We start from the raw sequence: 17,087 nt of genomic DNA on the forward strand, positions 1-17,087 counted from the left end.
GATGGCGGCGCGCATCCATCTGATCCGCCACGGCCAGGCCGCATTCGGCGCGGCCGATTACGACGAACTCAGCACGCTGGGTCGCCAACAATCCTGCCTGCTCGGCGCCGCGCTCGCCCCGCTGTGGCGAGACGGCGACCGCGTCGTCGTCGGGGGCATGCGCCGGCACCGGCAGACCGCGCAGGAATGTCTGGCGGCGATGCGTTCCGCCTGCGGCAACGACGGCGGCTTGGCTGGATCCTCACAGGTTGGGTCCTCGGATGCCGGGCACTTTGACCCAGGCCCACACACCGACCCGCGCTGGAACGAATTCGACCATCGCGAGATCGTCGCCCGCCATCGACCCGAATACATCGACCACGAACGTCTGGTCGCCGATCTGGGCGCTGCCGCCGATCCGCGCCGCGCCTTCCAGTCGCTGTTCGCCGCGGCGATGACGCGCTGGTCCAGCGGCGATCACGACCCCGACTACAGCGAAACCTGGCCGGCGTTCCGGCAACGTTGCCGCGACGCCTTGCAAGCGGCCGCCGATGCCGCGGCGGGTTCGAGCAACGTGTGGGTGTTCACCTCGGGCGGCCCGATCGCCGCGGTCGTGCAGGGCCTGCTCGATGCGCCCGATGCGCAGGCGCTGCGCCTGAGCTGGAGCCTGGTCAACGCCAGCGTCACCCAACTGCATGTCGCCCGCAGCGGCCTGCGCTTGTCCACCTTCAACGGCCATGCGCATCTATACACGCGCGACGACCTCATCACTTATCGCTGAACTTATCGCTTCAGGAGCCGGCCGCATGCGCAAGCACATCCTCATCACCGGAGCCAGTTCCGGACTCGGACGCGGCATGGCGCGCGAGTTCGCACGCGCCGGCAGCGACCTCGCTCTGTGCGCGCGACGCCTCGATCGCCTGGAAGCGCTTAAAGCCGAACTGGAAGCCGCACATCCCGGCATCCGCGTCGCCATCCGCAGCCTCGACGTTACCGATCACGAGCAGGTGTTCGCGGTGTTCCGTTCCCTGCGTGCCGAACTCGGCGCGCTCGACCGCGTCATCGTCAATGCCGGCATCGGCCAGGGCGCGCCGGTCGGCAAGGGCCAGTTCGCCCTTAATCGAAGCATCGTCGAGACCAATTTCCTCGCCGCACTCGCGCAGTGCGAAGCGGCGATGGAGATCTTTCGCGAAGCCGGCCTCGGCCACCTGGTATTGATCTCGTCGATGAGCGCGATGCGCGGCATGCGCGGCGGCCTCACCGCTTATGCGGCGAGCAAGGCCGGCGTCGCCTCGCTCGCCGAAGGCATCCGCACCGATATGCTGCGCAAGCCCTCGATCAAGGTCAGCACGATTTTCCCGGGCTATATCCGCACCGAAATGAACGAGCAGGCGCCGGCCAAGCAGACTCCGTACATCATCGACGAAGCCACCGGTTGCCGTTTGCTGGTGCGTGCGATCGACAGGGAATCGGCCAAGGCCTACGTGCCCTGGTGGCCTTGGGCCTTGTTGGGCTGGTTGATGAAGCGCTTGCCGCTGTCGTGGGTGGCCAAGCTCAACTGAGTGGGCCGCGCATCGGCTGGCGCGGTTGAGCGCTACGCATGCGTCGTGCGATGAGATTCCTCGCATGCGCCGGGAACATCGCCTCGTTCATGTTCTCGAACGCTCGCCGATTCAGCATCGCTGGCGCGCACGCCTAGGGTCATTCCCAGATTGACCTGGATTTCTCCGTGGCGACACTGGATTCCGCCATCCCCCACAAAGGAACTGTCCATGTCTCTTTTCGGCGATCTAGCGAGCGGTATCGGTCAGGCACTCGGCGCAGGCATCGGTTCGCTCGGCGGCCCCTTGGGCACGATGATCGGCAGGGAAATCGGTGGCGTGATCGGCGATTTCGTCGCCGGCGCCGCGGACCAATTCCTCGGCCTGGCCAACGACGCCGCGCAGGATTCGGATCTGCCCGAAGCGGCCAAGTTCGTGTTGAACACGGCCTACGACATCGGCTTCAATTGAGCCGCGCGGCGATGGACCCGGAGCAGCGCCGTCGCGAATGGCTCGAGCGCCTGCAGGCGATGCGCGAAATCGGTGCGATCGAGGCGTCCGACGAGAACGCCTTGATCCGTCAATACGACGAGCGTGCGCAACGCCTGCGCGACGAACTGGCGCGGATCGCCCCCGAGTATCTGCGCCGGGTCGACAGCGACGGCGAAGACGAGGCCAAGCGTTGGCTCGCCGAGACCGCCGAAGCCATGGGCCGGCGCGACGGCGAGGAAACCCGCCAGGCCCTGGCGGCGGCGACGCGCAATCACGCTTGATCGTGGGGTCTTCGTAGCGTTCCGGTCGCGGCTCACGCCGCTCCTACAGGGGGAGGCGTCGCTACGGAAGCTTTTGTAGGAGCTGCGTAAGCTGCGACCGCGACAGTCGCGCGACGGCGCATGTTGTTGGGACCGACGCGCGCATCGCGAATGACCTGAAACGCATCGACCGCCGCCGCGACAATGCGGGCGGCGGCGTATGTCGTTGCAGCCGCCATGCACATCTCTGTCGCAACCTGCCTCGGGCGTCAATCGCAGCCGCGACATCGTGGGCGCGGCTTGCGCCGCTCCTACCCTGAAATGCCCCGGCTTTCCGCCAGATCTTCCAGGATCGGGCAATCCGGCCGGTGGTCGCCGTGGCAACGGTGGGCCAGTTCTTCCAGGGTGCGCTGCATGGTCTGCATCTCGCGGATTTTGCCGGCGAGCTCTTCGGCATGGGCCAGGGCCAGGCGCTTGACCTCGACGCTTTCGCGCGAGCGGTTGTCCCACAGCCCCAGCAAGGTCTCGATCTGCTTGATCGAGAACCCCAGCGAGCGCGAGCGCTTGATGAAGCGCAGGCGGTGCACGTCGTTGTCGCTGTACAAGCGGTAGCCGGCGATGCTGCGCCCGGCCGGCGGGATCAGGTCGATGCTTTCGTAGTGGCGGATCATCTTCGCGCTGACCCCGCTGAGGGCGGCGGCTTCGCCGATGTTGTGCAGGCCGTCGGCCTTGGCCTGGGCGAGTTCGGGCGGTAGTGCATTGCGGGGCATGGATGCGGTCCTCATCGGCCGGCGGCCGGGCGCCAGCGGCGCAGTAGCAGGGTGTTGCCGAGCACGCTGACGCTGGAGAAGGCCATCGCCGCAGCGGCGATGATCGGATCCAGCCAGCCCATCGCCGCCAGGGCGATGCCGACCACGTTGTAGCCGAAGGCCCAGAACAGATTCTGACGGATCTTGCGGGTGGTGCGGCGCGAGATGTCGATCGCGTCGGCGACCAGGCCCGGCTGCGGACGCATCAGGGTGATGCCGGCGGCCTGCATCGCCACGTCGGTGCCGCTGCCCATGGCGATGCCGACATCGGCCGCGGCCAGCGCCGGGGCATCGTTGACGCCGTCGCCGACCATCGCCACCGTGCCGCGGCGAGCCAGTTCGGCGACTACAGCGGCTTTCTGTTCCGGCAGCACGTCGGCGCGCACCTCGTCGATGCCCAGCGCATCGGCGATGCTGCGCGCGGCGCCGGCATGGTCGCCGGAGATCATCACGGTGCGCAGGCCCAGCGTATGCAGGCGCGCGACGGCGGCCTTGGCGTCCGGGCGCGGGGTGTCGCGGAAGCCGAGCAGAGCGAGCACGCGAACGGCCGCAACGGATGGCTGATCCTCGGCCGCCAGCCACGACACGCTGTGGCCGCTCGCGCTCAAGCGCTCGGCTTGCGCGCGCCACGGCGACAACTCGGCGCCCAGTTCTTCGAGCATGCGGGTGCTGCCGAGCAACAACGAGCGGCCCTCGACCCGGCCACGCAGACCGCGCCCGGGCACGGCGACGACGGTCGAGGCCGAGGGCAGGGTCAGTCCATCGGCGGCCCGGCCCACGGCCTTGGCGAGCGGATGCTCGCTGCCCGATTGCAGCGCCGCGGCTTGCACCAGCACCGCGTCGCGATCGCCGTCGATGGCGATCAGTTCGGCCAACACCGGCTCGCCGGCGGTCAGGGTGCCGGTCTTGTCGAAGGCGACGGTGTCGATGCGGTGTGCAAGCTCGAGCGCTTCGGCATCCTTGATCAGCAGGCCGGCGCGTGCGGCGGCGCCGGTGCCGGCCATGATCGCGGTCGGCGTGGCCAGGCCCAGCGCGCAAGGGCAGGCGATCACCAGCACCGCGACCGCGTTGAGGATGGCCTGGTTCCAATCGCCGGTGGACAGGCCCCAAGCGAGCAGGGTGGCCAGCGCGAGCACGATCACCACCGGCACGAACACCGCGCTGACCTTGTCGACCAGGTGTTGGATCGGCGCCTTCTTCGCCTGCGCGTCCTCGACCAGGCGGATGATCCGCGCCAACGCGCTCTCGGCGCCGACCGCGAGCGTTTCGACCACGATGCGGCCTTCGCCGTTGACCGCGCCGCCGGTGACGCGGTCGCCTTCGCCGCGCGCGACCGGCAGCGACTCGCCGGTGATCAGCGATTCGTCGACATGGGTGCGGCCTTCGTCGATGCGGCCGTCGGCGGCGATGCGTTCGCCCGGGCGCACCACGACCCGGTCGCCTACGCGCAATTGCGCGATCGGCAGTAGGGTTTCGACGCCGTCGCGCAACACCCGCGCACTGAGCGGACGCAGCGCCTGCAGCGCGCGGATCGCCGCGGTGGTCTGGCGCTTGGCACGCGCCTCCAGCCATTTGCCGAGCAGGATCAAGGTGACGATGACCGCCGAGGTTTCGAAGTACAGCGCGCTGCTGTCGCCGCGCAGCAGGTGATACAGGCTCAGGCCGTAACCGGCGCTGGTGCCGAGCGCGACCAACAGGTCCATGTTGCCGCTGCGCGCACGCAGGGCCTGCCAGCCGGCCCGATAGAAGCGCGCACCGAGCCAGAACTGCACCGGCGTGGCGAGCGCGAACTGCAGCCAGCCGGGCAGCATCCAATGCTCGCCGAACAGCAGGCCGAGCATCGGTGCGACCAAGGGCAGCGACAGCGCGGCGGCGATCAGCAGGTGGCGGGTCTCGCGCGACATCGGCGCGGCCGCGGTTTCAGCCTGCCGGGAGGCCTGCGGCGTACCGCCGTCGTCGTCGGAGGGGGCAGCGGCGGGCAGGGCCGCGGCGTAGCCGGCGCGCTCGACGGCTTCGATCAACGCGGCCGCTTCGACACCGTCGAAGACTTTTACGGTCGCGCGCTCGGTCGCGAGGTTGACCGAGGCCGCGACCACTCCGGCGACCGCGCTCAAGGCTTTCTCGATTCGCCCCACGCAGGAGCCGCAGTTCATGCCGCGCAGTTCCAGCTCGACCTCGCGCACGACCACCGCGTAGCCGGCGGCGGCGACCGCGCGTTCGATCTCAGCCGCTGAGACGGCCGTGGCCGAGCCTAGCTCGGCGGTTTCGGTGGCCAGGTTGACGCTGGCGCGGACGACGCCGGGCACCGCGAGCAAGGCCTTCTCCACCCGCGCCACGCACGAGCCGCAGGTCATGCCGACGATGCCGAAACGCAAGGAATGGGCGGCGGGCGCCGCGGCCGGATCGGCCGGCGGGTATAGCGGGGTCGGGTGTGCGGCGGCATTCATGGGCGTTCTCTCGGAAGTCCTGGTTCGGATGCCGGGCAGGTTGGGGCTTCCCATGATGGGAAGGTCAAGCTTCGGCCGGCGTGACGAGCGTCCGCTTGCCTGGCGGGCGCCCGCAGCCGGGCTGAATGGTTCACCGGACAAGCGCAAACGCTTCGATTCCGGTCTCGCTGCGGTTTAGGGATGCCAGAATCGACCCCATCTAGGCTGGACAACCCGAGGCCGCGGCGACGCGGCGAACGCATGGTCCTCGACGACTTCCATCCCGCCATCGCCGCCTGGTTCCGCTCGGCGTTTCCGGCGCCGACCCAGGCCCAGGAACTGGCCTGGCCGGCCATCCGCGCCGGCCGCAACACCCTGGTGGCGGCGCCGACCGGTTCCGGCAAAACCCTGACCGCGTTCCTGGCCGCGATCGACGCGCTGGTCCGCGAAGGCCTGGAACAAGGCCTGCGCGACGAGACCGCGGTGGTCTACGTCTCGCCGTTGAAGGCCTTGTCGAACGACATCCACCTGAATCTCGAAGCGCCGCTGGCCGGCATCGGCGAAGCCTTGCGCGGCATGGGCCTGGACGACCCCGGCATCCGCACCGCGGTGCGCACCGGCGACACCCCGGCCGGCGAACGCCAGTCGATGCGGCGCAAGCCGCCGCACATCCTGGTGACCACGCCGGAGTCGCTGTACGTGCTGATGGGCTCGGAGTCAGGCCGGACCATGCTCTCGACCGTGCGCACGGTGATCGTCGACGAAATCCACGCCGTCGCCGACGACAAGCGCGGCAGCCATCTCAGCCTGACCCTCGAACGCCTGCGCGAGTTGTGCGCGCAACCGCCGGTGCGGATCGGCCTATCGGCGACGCAGAAACCGATCGACGAAGTGGCGCGTTTCCTGGTCGGCGCCGATGCGGTTGACGCGGCCGGCCGCCCCGACTGCGCGATCGTCGACATCGGCTACGCCAAGCAGCGCGACCTGGCCCTGGAACTGCCGGGCTCGCCGCTGTCGGCGGTGATGTCGCACGAGCAGTGGGACGAGGTCTACGAACGCCTCGCCGCCCTGGTCGGCGAACACCGCACCACCCTGGTGTTCGTCAACACTCGGCGCATGGCCGAACGCGCCGCGCGCCATCTCGCCGACCGCCTCGGCAAGGACGCGGTCGCCGCGCACCACGGCAGCCTGGCGCGCGAGCTGCGCCTGGACGCCGAGCAGCGCCTCAAGCGCGGCGAATTGCGGGTGCTGGTGGCGACCGCCTCGCTGGAACTGGGCATCGACATCGGCGACATCGACCTGGTCTGCCAGCTCGGTTCGCCGCGTGCGATCGCCGCTTTCCTGCAGCGCGTCGGCCGCGCCGGCCATCATGTCGGCGGCGTGCCGAAGGGGCGTTTGTTCCCGCAGTCGCGCGACGACCTGGTCGAGTGCGCGGCCTTGCTCGACAGCGTGCGCCGCGGCGAGCTGGATGCCTTGCAGATTCCGTCGGCGCCGCTGGACGTGCTGGCCCAACAGATCGTCGCCGAGGTCGCCGCGCAGGAGTGGGGCGAGGACGCGTTGTACGCCTGCCTGCGCCGCGCCTGGCCCTATGCCGGGCTGCAACGCAAGGATTTCGATGCGATCGTGCGCATGCTGGCCGACGGCTTCACCACCCGGCGTGGGCCGCGTTCGGCCTATATCCATCGCGACGCCGTGCACGGCCGCCTGCGCGCGCGTCGCGGCAGCCGCATGACCGCGGTGATGTCGGGCGGCACCATCCCCGACACCGGCGACTACACGGTGTTGCTCGAACCCGAGGCCGTCACCATCGGCAACGTCAACGAGGATTTCGCCATCGAAAGCCTCGCCGGCGACGTGTTCCAGCTCGGCAACGCCAGCTACCGCATCCTGCGCGTCGAGCCGGGGCGGGTGCGGGTCGAGGACGCGCAGGGCCAGCCGCCGAACATTCCGTTCTGGCTCGGCGAAGCGCCGGGCCGCAGCGACGAATTGTCGGCCAGCGTGTCGCGGCTGCGCGAGGCGGTCGAGACTTTGCTCGCGGCCTCGCCGCAGGCCGGGGAGGCTGCGCGCGCGCTCAGCGAGACCTTCGGTTTCGACGCCGAGACTGCGATCCAACTCGTCGACTACCTCGGCCGCACGCGCCAGGCGCTCGGTGTTGTGCCGAGCCAGCAGCGCCTGGTGTTCGAGCGCTTTTTCGACGAATCCGGCGGCACCCAACTGGTGATCCATTCGCCCTACGGCAGCCGCATCAACCGCGCCTGGGGTCTGGCCCTGCGCAAGCGTTTCTGCCGCAAGTTCAATTTCGAGCTGCAAGCCGCGGCCACCGAGGACGCGATCGTGCTGTCGCTGTCGACCAGCCACAGCTTCCCGCTCGAAGACGTCGCCCGCTATCTGCACTCGGCCTCGGCCCTCGACGTGTTGACCCAGGCCTTGCTCGATGCGCCGCTGTTCGCGGTGCGCTGGCGTTGGAACGCGACCACTGCGCTGGCCCTGCCGCGTTTCGTCGGCGGCCGCAAGGTTGCGCCGCAATTGCAGCGGATGAAGAGCGAGGATTTGCTGGCGACGGTGTTCCCGGACCAGGTCGCCTGCGCCGAGAACCTGGTCGGCGAGCGCGAGGTGCCGGACCATCCGCTGGTCGCGCAGACCCTGCACGACTGTCTGTACAAGGCGATGGACAGCGCCGGTTGGCTGCGCATGCTGCGCCGGCTGGAACAGGGCGAGGTGCAGGTGATCGGGCGCGACGTCACCGCGCCGTCGCCGATTGCGGCCGAGGCGATCAATGCGCGGCCCTATGCTTTCCTCGACGACGCGCCGCTGGAAGAACGCCGCACCCAGGCGGTGATGGCGCGGCGCTATGCCGAGGCCGACAACGCCGGCGATCTGGGCCGGCTCGATCCGGAGGCCATCGAGGCAGTCCGCGGCGAGGCCTGGCCGGAAGTCCGCGACGCCGACGAAATGCACGAGGCGCTGATGGGGCTCGGCTTCGTCACCGTCGCCGAGGCCGCGGCGAACGATTGGCCGCGCTGGCTGACGGCATTGGCCGACAGCGGCCGCGCCACCGCCCTGCGGTTGTCGGCGAGCGAACCCGCACCGGCGTGGTGGGTCGCGACCGAGAACCTGCCACAGGCGCGAGCACTGTTCGCCGACGCCGTGGCCGAGCCGGCGGTGGTCGTGCCCGAGGAATACCTGGCGACGGCGTGGAGCAGTGAGGAGGCCTCGGTCGAGCTGCTGCGTTCGCGCCTGACCGCGCTCGGCCCGACCACGGTCGCGGCCCTCGCTCGCGACGGCCACCGCGATGTCGGCGAGATCGAACTGGCGCTGTTGCGGCTGGAGCAGGAAGGCTATGTCATGCGCGGCCGCTTCGGCCGCGACAGCCTGCTCGGCGGCGACGAGGAATGGTGCGAACGGCATCTGCTGGCGCGCATTCACCGTTACACCGTCGGCCGCCTGCGGCGCGAGATCGAACCGGTCGAACCGCGCGACTTCGCCCGCTTCCTGTTCGATTGGCAGCATTCGACCGCATCGACGCGGATGAACGGGCCGCAGGCCCTGCGCGCGGTGCTGGAACAACTGGAAGGCTACGAAGCGCCGGCTTCGGTGTGGGAAAGCGAGCTGCTGCCGGCGCGCATCGCCGACTACGATTCGAGCTGGCTCGACGAACTGTGCAGCGCCGGCCGGGTGACCTGGGCGCGTTTGCGTCCGGACGCGAATGCCGGCGCGGTCAACGGCACCTCCGCAGCATCGGTGCCGCAAGGCGTGCCGAGCGTGCGGCAGACGCCGATCGTGCTGTTGCCGCGGCGCGCGTTGGCCGATTGGCGCCTCGCCGCCGGCCGCAAGGCCGACCCGGCGCCGGTGTCGTCGCGCGCGCAACGCGTCCTCGCCGCGCTCGAAGCGCGCGGCGCCTCGTTCTTCGACGAACTCGAACGCAATGCGCATCTGCTGCGCACCGAATTGGAAGAAGCGCTCGGCGAGTTGGTCACCCGCGGCCGCATCACCTGCGACAGCTACGCCGGCCTGCGTGCCTTGCTGGTGCCGCCGTCCAAGCGCGTGTCGACCCACGGCGCCCGCCGTCGCCGCGCCTTGCTGACCGACCTGCAGGATGCCGGCCGCTGGTCGTTGACGGGGCCGGCCGAAGGCGAGGGCGCGCCTGCCGACGCGGCGCGCAACGCCGAAGCCAACGAGCACATCGCCTGGCGATTGCTCGAACGCTACGGCGTGGTGTTCTGGCGCCTGATCCAGCGCGAAGCCGCCTGGCTGCCGCCGTGGCGCGACCTGCTGCGCGTCTATCGGCGCCTGGAAGCGCGCGGCGAGATCCGCGGCGGCCGTTTCGTCAGCGGCATGTCCGGCGAGCAATTCGCCTTGCCCGATGCGGTCAACAGCCTGCGCCAGATCCGCCAGCGTGCCCACGACGGTGCGGTGGTCTGCGTGTCCGCGGCCGACCCGCTGAACCTCGCCGGCAGCGTACTCGCCGGCGTAAAAGTGCCGCGCATCCCCGGCGCGCGCATCGCCTTCCGCGATGGCGTGGCGGTGGCCAGCCTGCTCGCCGGTCAGGTCGAAGAACTGGTCGAGTTGCCTGCGGACATTCAGCGCGACGTCCATCGCCTGCTGTTGCGCCGGCCGGGCAGCGCCGCGGCTGCGGCCGAGGCCAGCATCGACGAGGTCATGCGCAATCTGGCGCGGCATTGATCGGAATATGTCGATAGGTTTTTGCCCTTGCCCTTGCCCTTGTTCTTGCTCTTGCTCTTGCTCTTGCCTTTGCCTTTGCCCTTGCCCTTGACTCTGGCATCAGCTTTGGCTGTGCGCAGCCTCACGCTCGCGAAGGCTGAAGAAGACCCGGAGGGCGGCGCGCAGGGATGCGCGCCGTTTTTCATCGGGACAGGGATGTCCCGTATGAAAAATCCCCGCGGATGCACCGATCGTGCGGGCCTGTGATTCAAAGCAAAAGCATTTTTCTTTGGCTACTTTTGACCGAAGGGAATCCAGACGGACTTTTGTTGCTTTAGACAAAAGAAAGTAACTCGCCCGCTTGCGGGCGAAAGCTCCTTGCGTTTGATCTTAATGATCAGAAACTTGAAACTTCCAGAAAGATCAAGATCAAACGATAAGAGCTTCCGCCACTAAAGCGGCGGGTTACTTTCTTTTGTCATAAGCAACAAAAGTCCGTCTGGATTCCCTTCGGTCAAAAGTAGCCAAAGAAAAATGCTTTCTCTTTGGATCACAAGCCCGCACGTTCGTTGCATACGCAGGCATGCAACACACGGGACATCCCTGTCCCGGTGTTGCACGGCGCGCGTCCCTGCGCGCCGCCCTCCGGGTGTCCTTCGGTCTCGCGAGGCATAGGCCGCGCACAGCAACGGCAGCAGCAAGGGCAATAGCGACAGCAACAAATGCCCGCGAACCAAAGGGTAGGAGCGGCGCAAGCCGCGGCAGCCAAAATGGAGCAACTGCGTCGCCGCACGAAAGCCCGGCCGCGGCTCGCACCGCTCCTACCCCGAGATGCAAGGGGTTGCAGCTAGTGGATGGTCATTAATCCCCAGCCCTGTTCAGCGTGCCTGTCGATCCGTTTCTCCGAATCGACAGGCATGCCTGCGAACTGCGTCGCCGTTTCTCGCTGAAGCGTTAAGCCGATGCATGGAATCCCCATGACGTTGATGAATGCATCGAAAATAAATCGTTGCGACCGTAACGTCGCCTTCGCGGTCCGTGGTGGCACTGTGGGGCCTGGAATCGATTCGTCGAACAGCGAGCGTGTCGCGACGTCGTCGCGGCACCGGGTGATCCTCACTCCGTTCGGTCCTGCCCGTGCACTGATCGCTCGCCATGTGCCCGGGTTCTTGTTCTAGGAGTCGACCATGACCGTCTATACGAACCGTTTTCACGAGACGGATATTTCGACGATCGACTCGTCGACCACCGATGCCGCGGATTCGGCGCTGTCGCTGGCCGTGCTGGACCTCGATTCGGAACTGGCCTATTGGCGCAGCCACTATCGCGGTCTGATCGATCGGCCGGGCTTGCGCTACAGCGATTACGAGCCGGCGGTGAAACTGGGCCTGGACGCTTACATGCGCAGTCGAGGCCGGACCCTGGAGGAGATGCAGGACGGCATCGGCGTGTGCTATCGCCGTACCCGCGGCGCCTCGCGCCTGGATTGGGACGAAGCCCGCACGGTGGTGGAGGCGGCCTGGGGCCGGCTCGAACAGCGGAGTTCGCCCCCATGACGCTGCGCCACGCCTTCGAGCGCGGAGCGAAAGCGGCTTCCCGCTTCACCGGGCATCCGCTGTGTTTCGGTCTCGCGCTCGGCGTGGTGCTTGTTTGGGTGGTCAGCGGTCCCTTGTTCGGTTTCAGCGACACCTGGCAGTTGGTCATCAATACCGGGACGACCATCATCACCTTCCTGATGGTGTTCCTGATCCAGAACTCGCAGAACCGCGACTCGGCCGCGGTGCAGATCAAACTCGATGAGTTGATTCGTGCCACCGAGGCCGCCGAGAACGCCTTGCTCGACCTGGAAGAGCTCGACGAAGACACCTTGGAGAAGTTCCGCGAGCGCTACGAACGGCTCGCCCGCGGCGCTCGCAAGCGCCACCCCATCGGCGCCGATGGACAAACCCTTTCCCCCCATCAGGAGAAACAGGATGAAGAAGACCCAGCCGCACGCCCCGCAGGTTCGTGAGCTGCTGCTGCAAGCGCTCGAAACCGAACAGGGCGGTATCAAGATTTACGAGGCGGCGGTCGAATGCGCCGTCAACGAAGACCTGCATAAAGAGTGGCAAGGTTATCTCGCCGAAACCCGCACCCACGAGAAAGTATTGCTCAACGTGTTCAAGGAACTGGGCCTGGACCCGAAACAACGCAGCCCCGGACGCGAGGTCGTCGGCCACATCGGCCAAGCGCTGGAGCAAGCCATCCGGATGGCGCAGAAAGCCGGCGACCCCGATGCCGCACAACTGGTCGCCGCCGAATGCGTGGTGCTGGCCGAGACCAAGGACCATATGAATTGGGAGCTGATCGGGCACTTGGTCGAGCATGCGAAGGGCGATGGCCTCGAGGTGCTCAAGCAGGCTCATGAAGCGGTCGAGTCCGACGAAGACCATCACCTCTATCACACGACCGGCTGGACCCGCGAGCTGTGGATCGAGTCGCTCGGGTTGCCGGCGGTTCTGCCGCCGCCCGAGGAAATCAAGCAGGTCGAGACCGCGATCGGCGCGGCTCGGGCCGAGAAAGCCCGCAGCCAGATGTTGTGATTGCAGGGGAGCGCGGCCCTGGGTTGTCGCGGCCGGCCACGGTTCGCTCACGCGGATGCAGCCGGTCGCGGCAACTCAGGAACGTCGCGACCCGTAGCGGCGCCTCCGCGGCGCGACGCTCGCCGACCTGCGGGCGCGAAATCGGGAGAGACGGCCTTCGCAAGGTGTCGCCGTTCACTCCGGTTCAACGCCCGCGGCGGCACAGTCGAGACCCGATGTTCCCGCCGGCGATTCAGGCCGGCCTTGCGAGGTAGCCATGGCGCGCCCGATCTGGACCGGAACCCTGTCGTTCGGATTGCTCAACATCCCGGTCAAACTGATGACCGGCGAGCGTCGCGTCGACCTGCATTTCCGCATGCTGGACAGCCGCAACAAAGCGCCGATCCGTTACGAGCGGGTCAACGAGGAGACCGGCGAAGAAGTGCCGTGGAAGGATATCGTCAAGGCCTTCGAGTACGACAAGGGCAGCTATGTGGTGATCGAGGAGGCCGACATCGCCGCGGCCGCACCGGACCACAAGGAAACCGTCGATATCGACACCTTCGTCGACGCCGCCTCGATCGGCGCCGAGTTTTACGAGAAGCCCTATGTGCTCGAACCCGGCAAGAAAGCCGAGAAAGGCTACGTCCTGCTGCGCGAGGTGCTCAAGCGCACCGACATGGTCGGCGTCGGCCGGGTGGTGATCCGCACCCGCGAATACCTGGCGGCGGTAGTGCCGCAGGGCGACGCCCTGATGCTGATGATCCTGCGCTACGCCCAGGAACTGGTCGACCCCAGCGATTACAAACTGCCCGAGGGCAGCATGACGAAGTGGAAGATATCGCCGCGCGAGGTCGAGATGGCCGAGCAGTTGATCAAGTCGATGAGCGGCGAGTGGAAGCCGGACAGCTACAAGGACGACTTCCGCCAACGCCTGCACAAAGTCATCGAGCAGCGGGTCAAGTCGAAGAAGGTCGTGCATGGCAAGCCTGCCGACGAAACCAAGCTGCCGGAGAACGCCGCGACCAACGTCATCGACTTCGCCGAACTGCTCAAGCGCAGCCTGGAGAAAAAGGGCGGGCAGGGTGCGGCTAAGCGCGCGGCCAAAAAAGCCCCGGCCAAGAAGACCGCGAAGGCGGCCAAGAAGCGCACGCGCAAGTCGGCGTGACGGCGCGGCTCTGAGGACTGCGCCGTGACGCTGCGCGACTACGTCCGCAAACGTCGCTTCGACGCCACGCCGGAGCCGGACGCCGACCGCGGCCGCGCGCGTCGCGGGCGGCGCAAGGCGCCGATCTTCGTCGTCCAGTTGCATCATGCGCGGGCCCGCCACTACGACTTTCGCCTGGAAGCCGACGGCGTGCTGAAGAGCTGGGCGGTGCCGAAGGGGCCGTCGTTGCGTGCCGGCGAGCGCCGTCTCGCGGTCGAGGTCGAAGACCACCCGCTGTCCTATGCCGATTTCGAGGGAGACATTCCCGAAGGCCAGTACGGCGCCGGCCATGTCGACATTTTCGATCAGGGCACCTGGCGCACCGACGACGACGCCCTCGACCAGATCGCCGCCGGCAAGCTCGACTTCGAACTCGACGGCGAGCGCCTGCAGGGCCGCTTCACCCTGGTGCGGACCCGCCCCGTCGGTAAACGGCAGCAGTGGTTGCTGATCAAGCGCAGCGACGAGCATGCGCGCGACAGCGACGCCGATCGCATGCTCGACGAGCCCGCCGCGGCCGCCAAGCCTGCGCCGCCGCCAGCGAAACAGGTCGCCAGGAAATCCCGAGCGACCACCGCCAACGCACGAGAGGCCGGGGCAGGCGGTTCCGGGGCCTGGCGCAGCGCCGCCGCGAAGATCGCCGGCGCCGTCGCGGCGCCGATGCCGAAAGACGTCGAACTGCAGTTGGCGACGTTGCGCGAGCACCCGCCGAACGGCGGCGACTGGCAGTTCGAGGTCAAGTGGGACGGCTATCGCATGCTCGCCTACGTCCAGCGTGGCGTGCGCCTGCAATCGCGCAATAAGGTCGATTGGAGCGAGCGCTTCGTGCACCTGACCGAGGCCATCGCCGGCCTGCCGCTGCGCAGCGCGGTGCTCGACGGCGAGTTGATCGCCTCCGATCGCAGCGGCCGCAGCGATTTCGGTGAGTTGCAGCGCCTGCTCGAATCCGGGCAGTTGGATTCGCTGCGCTATGTGATTTTCGACCTACTGTATCTGGACGGCATCGACCTGCGCGGGGCGGCGCAGGCGCAGCGCCGAGGCCTGCTGCGTGAGGTGTTGGCGGCTTCGACCTCGGACGTGCTGGCCTTCAGCGAACATGTCGAAGGCGACGCCGGGCAGGTGCTGGCGGCGAGCGTCAAGGCCGGCCTGGAAGGCATCGTCTGCAAGCGCGCCGATGCGCCTTACCACGGCGGCCGCAGCCAGGCCTGGATCAAGCTCAAGCACGTCGCAGACGATGAATTCATCGTCGTCGGGCATACGCCGCCGAAGCACGGCCGCCAGGGTTTCGGCTCCCTGCTGTTGGCCCGGCCCGGCGCCGACGGCCTGGTATATGTCGGTCGCGTCGGCAGCGGTTTCAGCGATGCGGCCTTGCGCAGCTTGAGCAAGCGCCTGCAGGCGCTGCACAGCGAACAGGCGGCGGTGGAACTGCCCGGGCACGTGCCGTTTCCGCTAGGTTCGGTGCGCTGGGTCGTGCCGGAACTCGTCGTCGACGTGCATTCGCGCGGACGCGGCAAGGAAGGCCTGATCCGCCAGGCCAGCTTCGTGCGGCTGCGCGAGGACAAACGGGCCGCCGACCTGAGCGCCGCCGTCGCAGCCGCGCAGGCTGAGCCTGCGCCGCGACGCGCCAGGGCGGGGCGCGCCCGGCCCATCCGCGCCCGATCCATCGAGGAAACCGCGATGAGCGACACCCGGCTCAGCCATCCCGAACGCATCGTCTATCCCGCCGCGAAGATCAGCAAAGGCGAGGTCGCCGATTATTACCGCGCGGTCGAGGCCTGGCTGCTGCCGGAACTGATCGAACGTCCGCTGTCCTTGCTGCGCTGCCCCGACGGCATCGCATCGGCGTGTTTCTTCCAGAAACACCACGCCGACAGCCTGGGCGAGGGCGTGCATCCGGTCCGCCTGCGCGAGTCCGCCGGTCAGGCCGACTACGTCTACGTGCGCGACATCGAAGGCGTGTTGGCGCTGGTGCAGATGAACACCCTGGAATTCCATCCCTGGGGCGCGAAACGACAGGCGCCGGACCGGCCGGACCGGTTGGTGTTCGACCTGGACCCGGCCGAGGACATCGCCTGGAGCGAGCTCAAGCGGGCCGGGCGCGATGTGCGCGACCGGCTCGCCGAGATCGGGCTCGACAGTTGGCCGCGCTTGTCCGGCGGCAAGGGCATGCACGTGGTAGTGCCGATCCGGCCCGGCCCGGACTGGGCCGAGGTCAAAGCCTTCAGCGAGGCCTTAGCCGACGCCATGGTCGCGCAGGCGCCGCTGCGCTATGTCGCGACGGCATCCAGGGTCGCCCGCAAGGGGCGCATCTTCATCGACTGGCTGCGCAATGCGCGCGGCGCCACCAGCGTGGCGAGTTGGTCGCTGCGCGCGCGCGAAGGCGCGCCGGTGGCGATGCCGCTGAGCTGGGACGAATTCTCGCGAGCGCGTTCCTCGACTGACTTCGATCTGGCCAAGGCACTACGTCGCGCTGCGCGCCTGCGCAGCGATCCCTGGGAGGGTTTCGCCGAGAGCCGACAACGCTTGCCGACGATATGAAACCTCAGGTCGATTGGTCCGGTGGTTTCGTGCCGGCCTTGCGCTCGGCGAAGTTGAGCAGGAACAGGACCAGCAAGGTCAGCACGGTCGCTGCGAAGGCGAGCAGGTGATAACGCAGGCCGGTGCTGGCGCCGATCACTGCGACCATCAACAGTGAGGCCGCGGTGGTGACGCCGGACACCGCCTGGCCGCCGCGCTGGGCGAATATCGTGCCGGCGCCGATGAACGACACGCCGGCGACGACCGCCTCGACCAGGCGCAAGGGATCGATGTTGACCAGGAAGGGAATGCGGAAACGCGGGTCCATGATCGCCAATTGGCCCACGCCCACCAGCAGCGAAGAGGCGCCCGCGACCAGCATGTGGGTGCGGAATCCCGCCGGTCGATTCTTCAGTTCGCGCTCCAGGCCGATGGTGCCGCCGAGCACCATTGCGTAGGCGGTGCCGCCGACGACCCACAGCTGACTCAACAGCTCCATGAATGCGCTCCGGCTGGGTAAGCGCTCTTGATAACCCGGGTCATGTGAGGCGTCGGTGACCGGCTGCCGTCGCGACGGCGCGCAGATGAACCGCACACCCCGCGCTAACGACGCGCTGTCCCGGCCTTAACTCT

General features: G+C 67.9%; 13 protein-coding genes. 10 read left to right on the forward strand and 3 right to left on the reverse strand.

The window, feature by feature from the left end; translation table 11 throughout:
* Position 1: 1 nt before the first annotated feature.
* The 4 genes from LC490_RS10980 (at position 2) to LC490_RS10995 (ending at position 2,293) form a co-directional block, all read left to right on the forward strand.
* Complete coding sequence (locus LC490_RS10980; RefSeq protein ID WP_031373916.1) at positions 2-760, forward strand: histidine phosphatase family protein; 759 nt, start codon at positions 2-4, stop codon at positions 758-760.
* 25 nt (positions 761-785) lie between these two features.
* Entirely contained in the window at positions 786-1,541 is a 756-nt protein-coding gene (locus LC490_RS10985; protein ID WP_031373915.1) for an SDR family oxidoreductase, read from the forward strand.
* 210 nt (positions 1,542-1,751) lie between these two features.
* Positions 1,752-1,991: a hypothetical protein gene (locus tag LC490_RS10990; RefSeq protein WP_031373914.1), complete on the forward strand. Its 240-nt coding sequence runs from the start codon at positions 1,752-1,754 to the stop codon at positions 1,989-1,991.
* Positions 1,992-2,002: 11 nt separating this feature from the next.
* Positions 2,003-2,293, forward strand: coding sequence for a hypothetical protein (locus LC490_RS10995; protein WP_031373913.1), 291 nt, complete (start codon positions 2,003-2,005; stop codon positions 2,291-2,293).
* Positions 2,294-2,583: 290 nt separating this feature from the next.
* On the opposite strand, the gene cueR is transcribed toward LC490_RS10995, so the two are convergent.
* Positions 2,584-3,042: a Cu(I)-responsive transcriptional regulator gene (gene cueR, locus LC490_RS11000; RefSeq protein WP_031373912.1), complete on the reverse strand. Its 459-nt coding sequence runs from the start codon at positions 3,040-3,042 to the stop codon at positions 2,584-2,586.
* 11 nt (positions 3,043-3,053) lie between these two features.
* A complete protein-coding gene (locus tag LC490_RS11005) occupies positions 3,054-5,528 on the reverse strand; it encodes a heavy metal translocating P-type ATPase (RefSeq protein WP_255610796.1) in 2,475 nt (824 codons plus the stop codon).
* Between the two features lie 240 nt (positions 5,529-5,768).
* On the opposite strand from LC490_RS11005, the gene LC490_RS11010 reads away from it, so the two are divergent.
* From LC490_RS11010 to ligD, 6 genes are all read left to right on the forward strand, one after another.
* A complete protein-coding gene (locus LC490_RS11010) occupies positions 5,769-10,190 on the forward strand; it encodes a DEAD/DEAH box helicase (RefSeq protein WP_223620194.1) in 4,422 nt (1,473 codons plus the stop codon).
* Between the two features lie 1,166 nt (positions 10,191-11,356).
* Complete coding sequence (locus tag LC490_RS11015) at positions 11,357-11,725, forward strand: hypothetical protein (protein WP_223620195.1); 369 nt, start codon at positions 11,357-11,359, stop codon at positions 11,723-11,725.
* The gene (locus LC490_RS11020) at positions 11,722-12,180 is read left to right on the forward strand and encodes a low affinity iron permease family protein (RefSeq protein ID WP_223620196.1); all 459 of its coding nucleotides are present in this window, start codon (positions 11,722-11,724) and stop codon (positions 12,178-12,180) included. The genes LC490_RS11015 and LC490_RS11020 overlap by 4 nt, the downstream gene beginning before the upstream one ends.
* Entirely contained in the window at positions 12,143-12,751 is a 609-nt protein-coding gene (locus LC490_RS11025) for a hypothetical protein (RefSeq protein ID WP_223620197.1), read from the forward strand. The genes LC490_RS11020 and LC490_RS11025 overlap by 38 nt, the downstream gene beginning before the upstream one ends.
* Positions 12,752-13,007: 256 nt before the next feature.
* On the forward strand, positions 13,008-13,898 hold the full coding sequence (locus tag LC490_RS11030) for a Ku protein (RefSeq protein WP_223620198.1): 891 nt from the start codon (positions 13,008-13,010) through the stop codon (positions 13,896-13,898).
* A gap of 24 nt (positions 13,899-13,922) precedes the next feature.
* Entirely contained in the window at positions 13,923-16,475 is a 2,553-nt protein-coding gene (gene ligD, locus LC490_RS11035) for a DNA ligase D (RefSeq protein WP_223620199.1), read from the forward strand.
* 4 nt (positions 16,476-16,479) lie between these two features.
* Here the strand turns inward: ligD and LC490_RS11040 are convergent, their stop codons facing one another.
* On the reverse strand, positions 16,480-16,953 hold the full coding sequence (locus LC490_RS11040; protein ID WP_031372367.1) for an MgtC/SapB family protein: 474 nt from the start codon (positions 16,951-16,953) through the stop codon (positions 16,480-16,482).
* Positions 16,954-17,087: the final 134 nt, after the last annotated feature.

Source organism: Lysobacter sp. ESA13C (assembly GCF_019970005.1).
Lineage (GTDB): Bacteria > Pseudomonadota > Gammaproteobacteria > Xanthomonadales > Xanthomonadaceae > Lysobacter > Lysobacter antibioticus_B.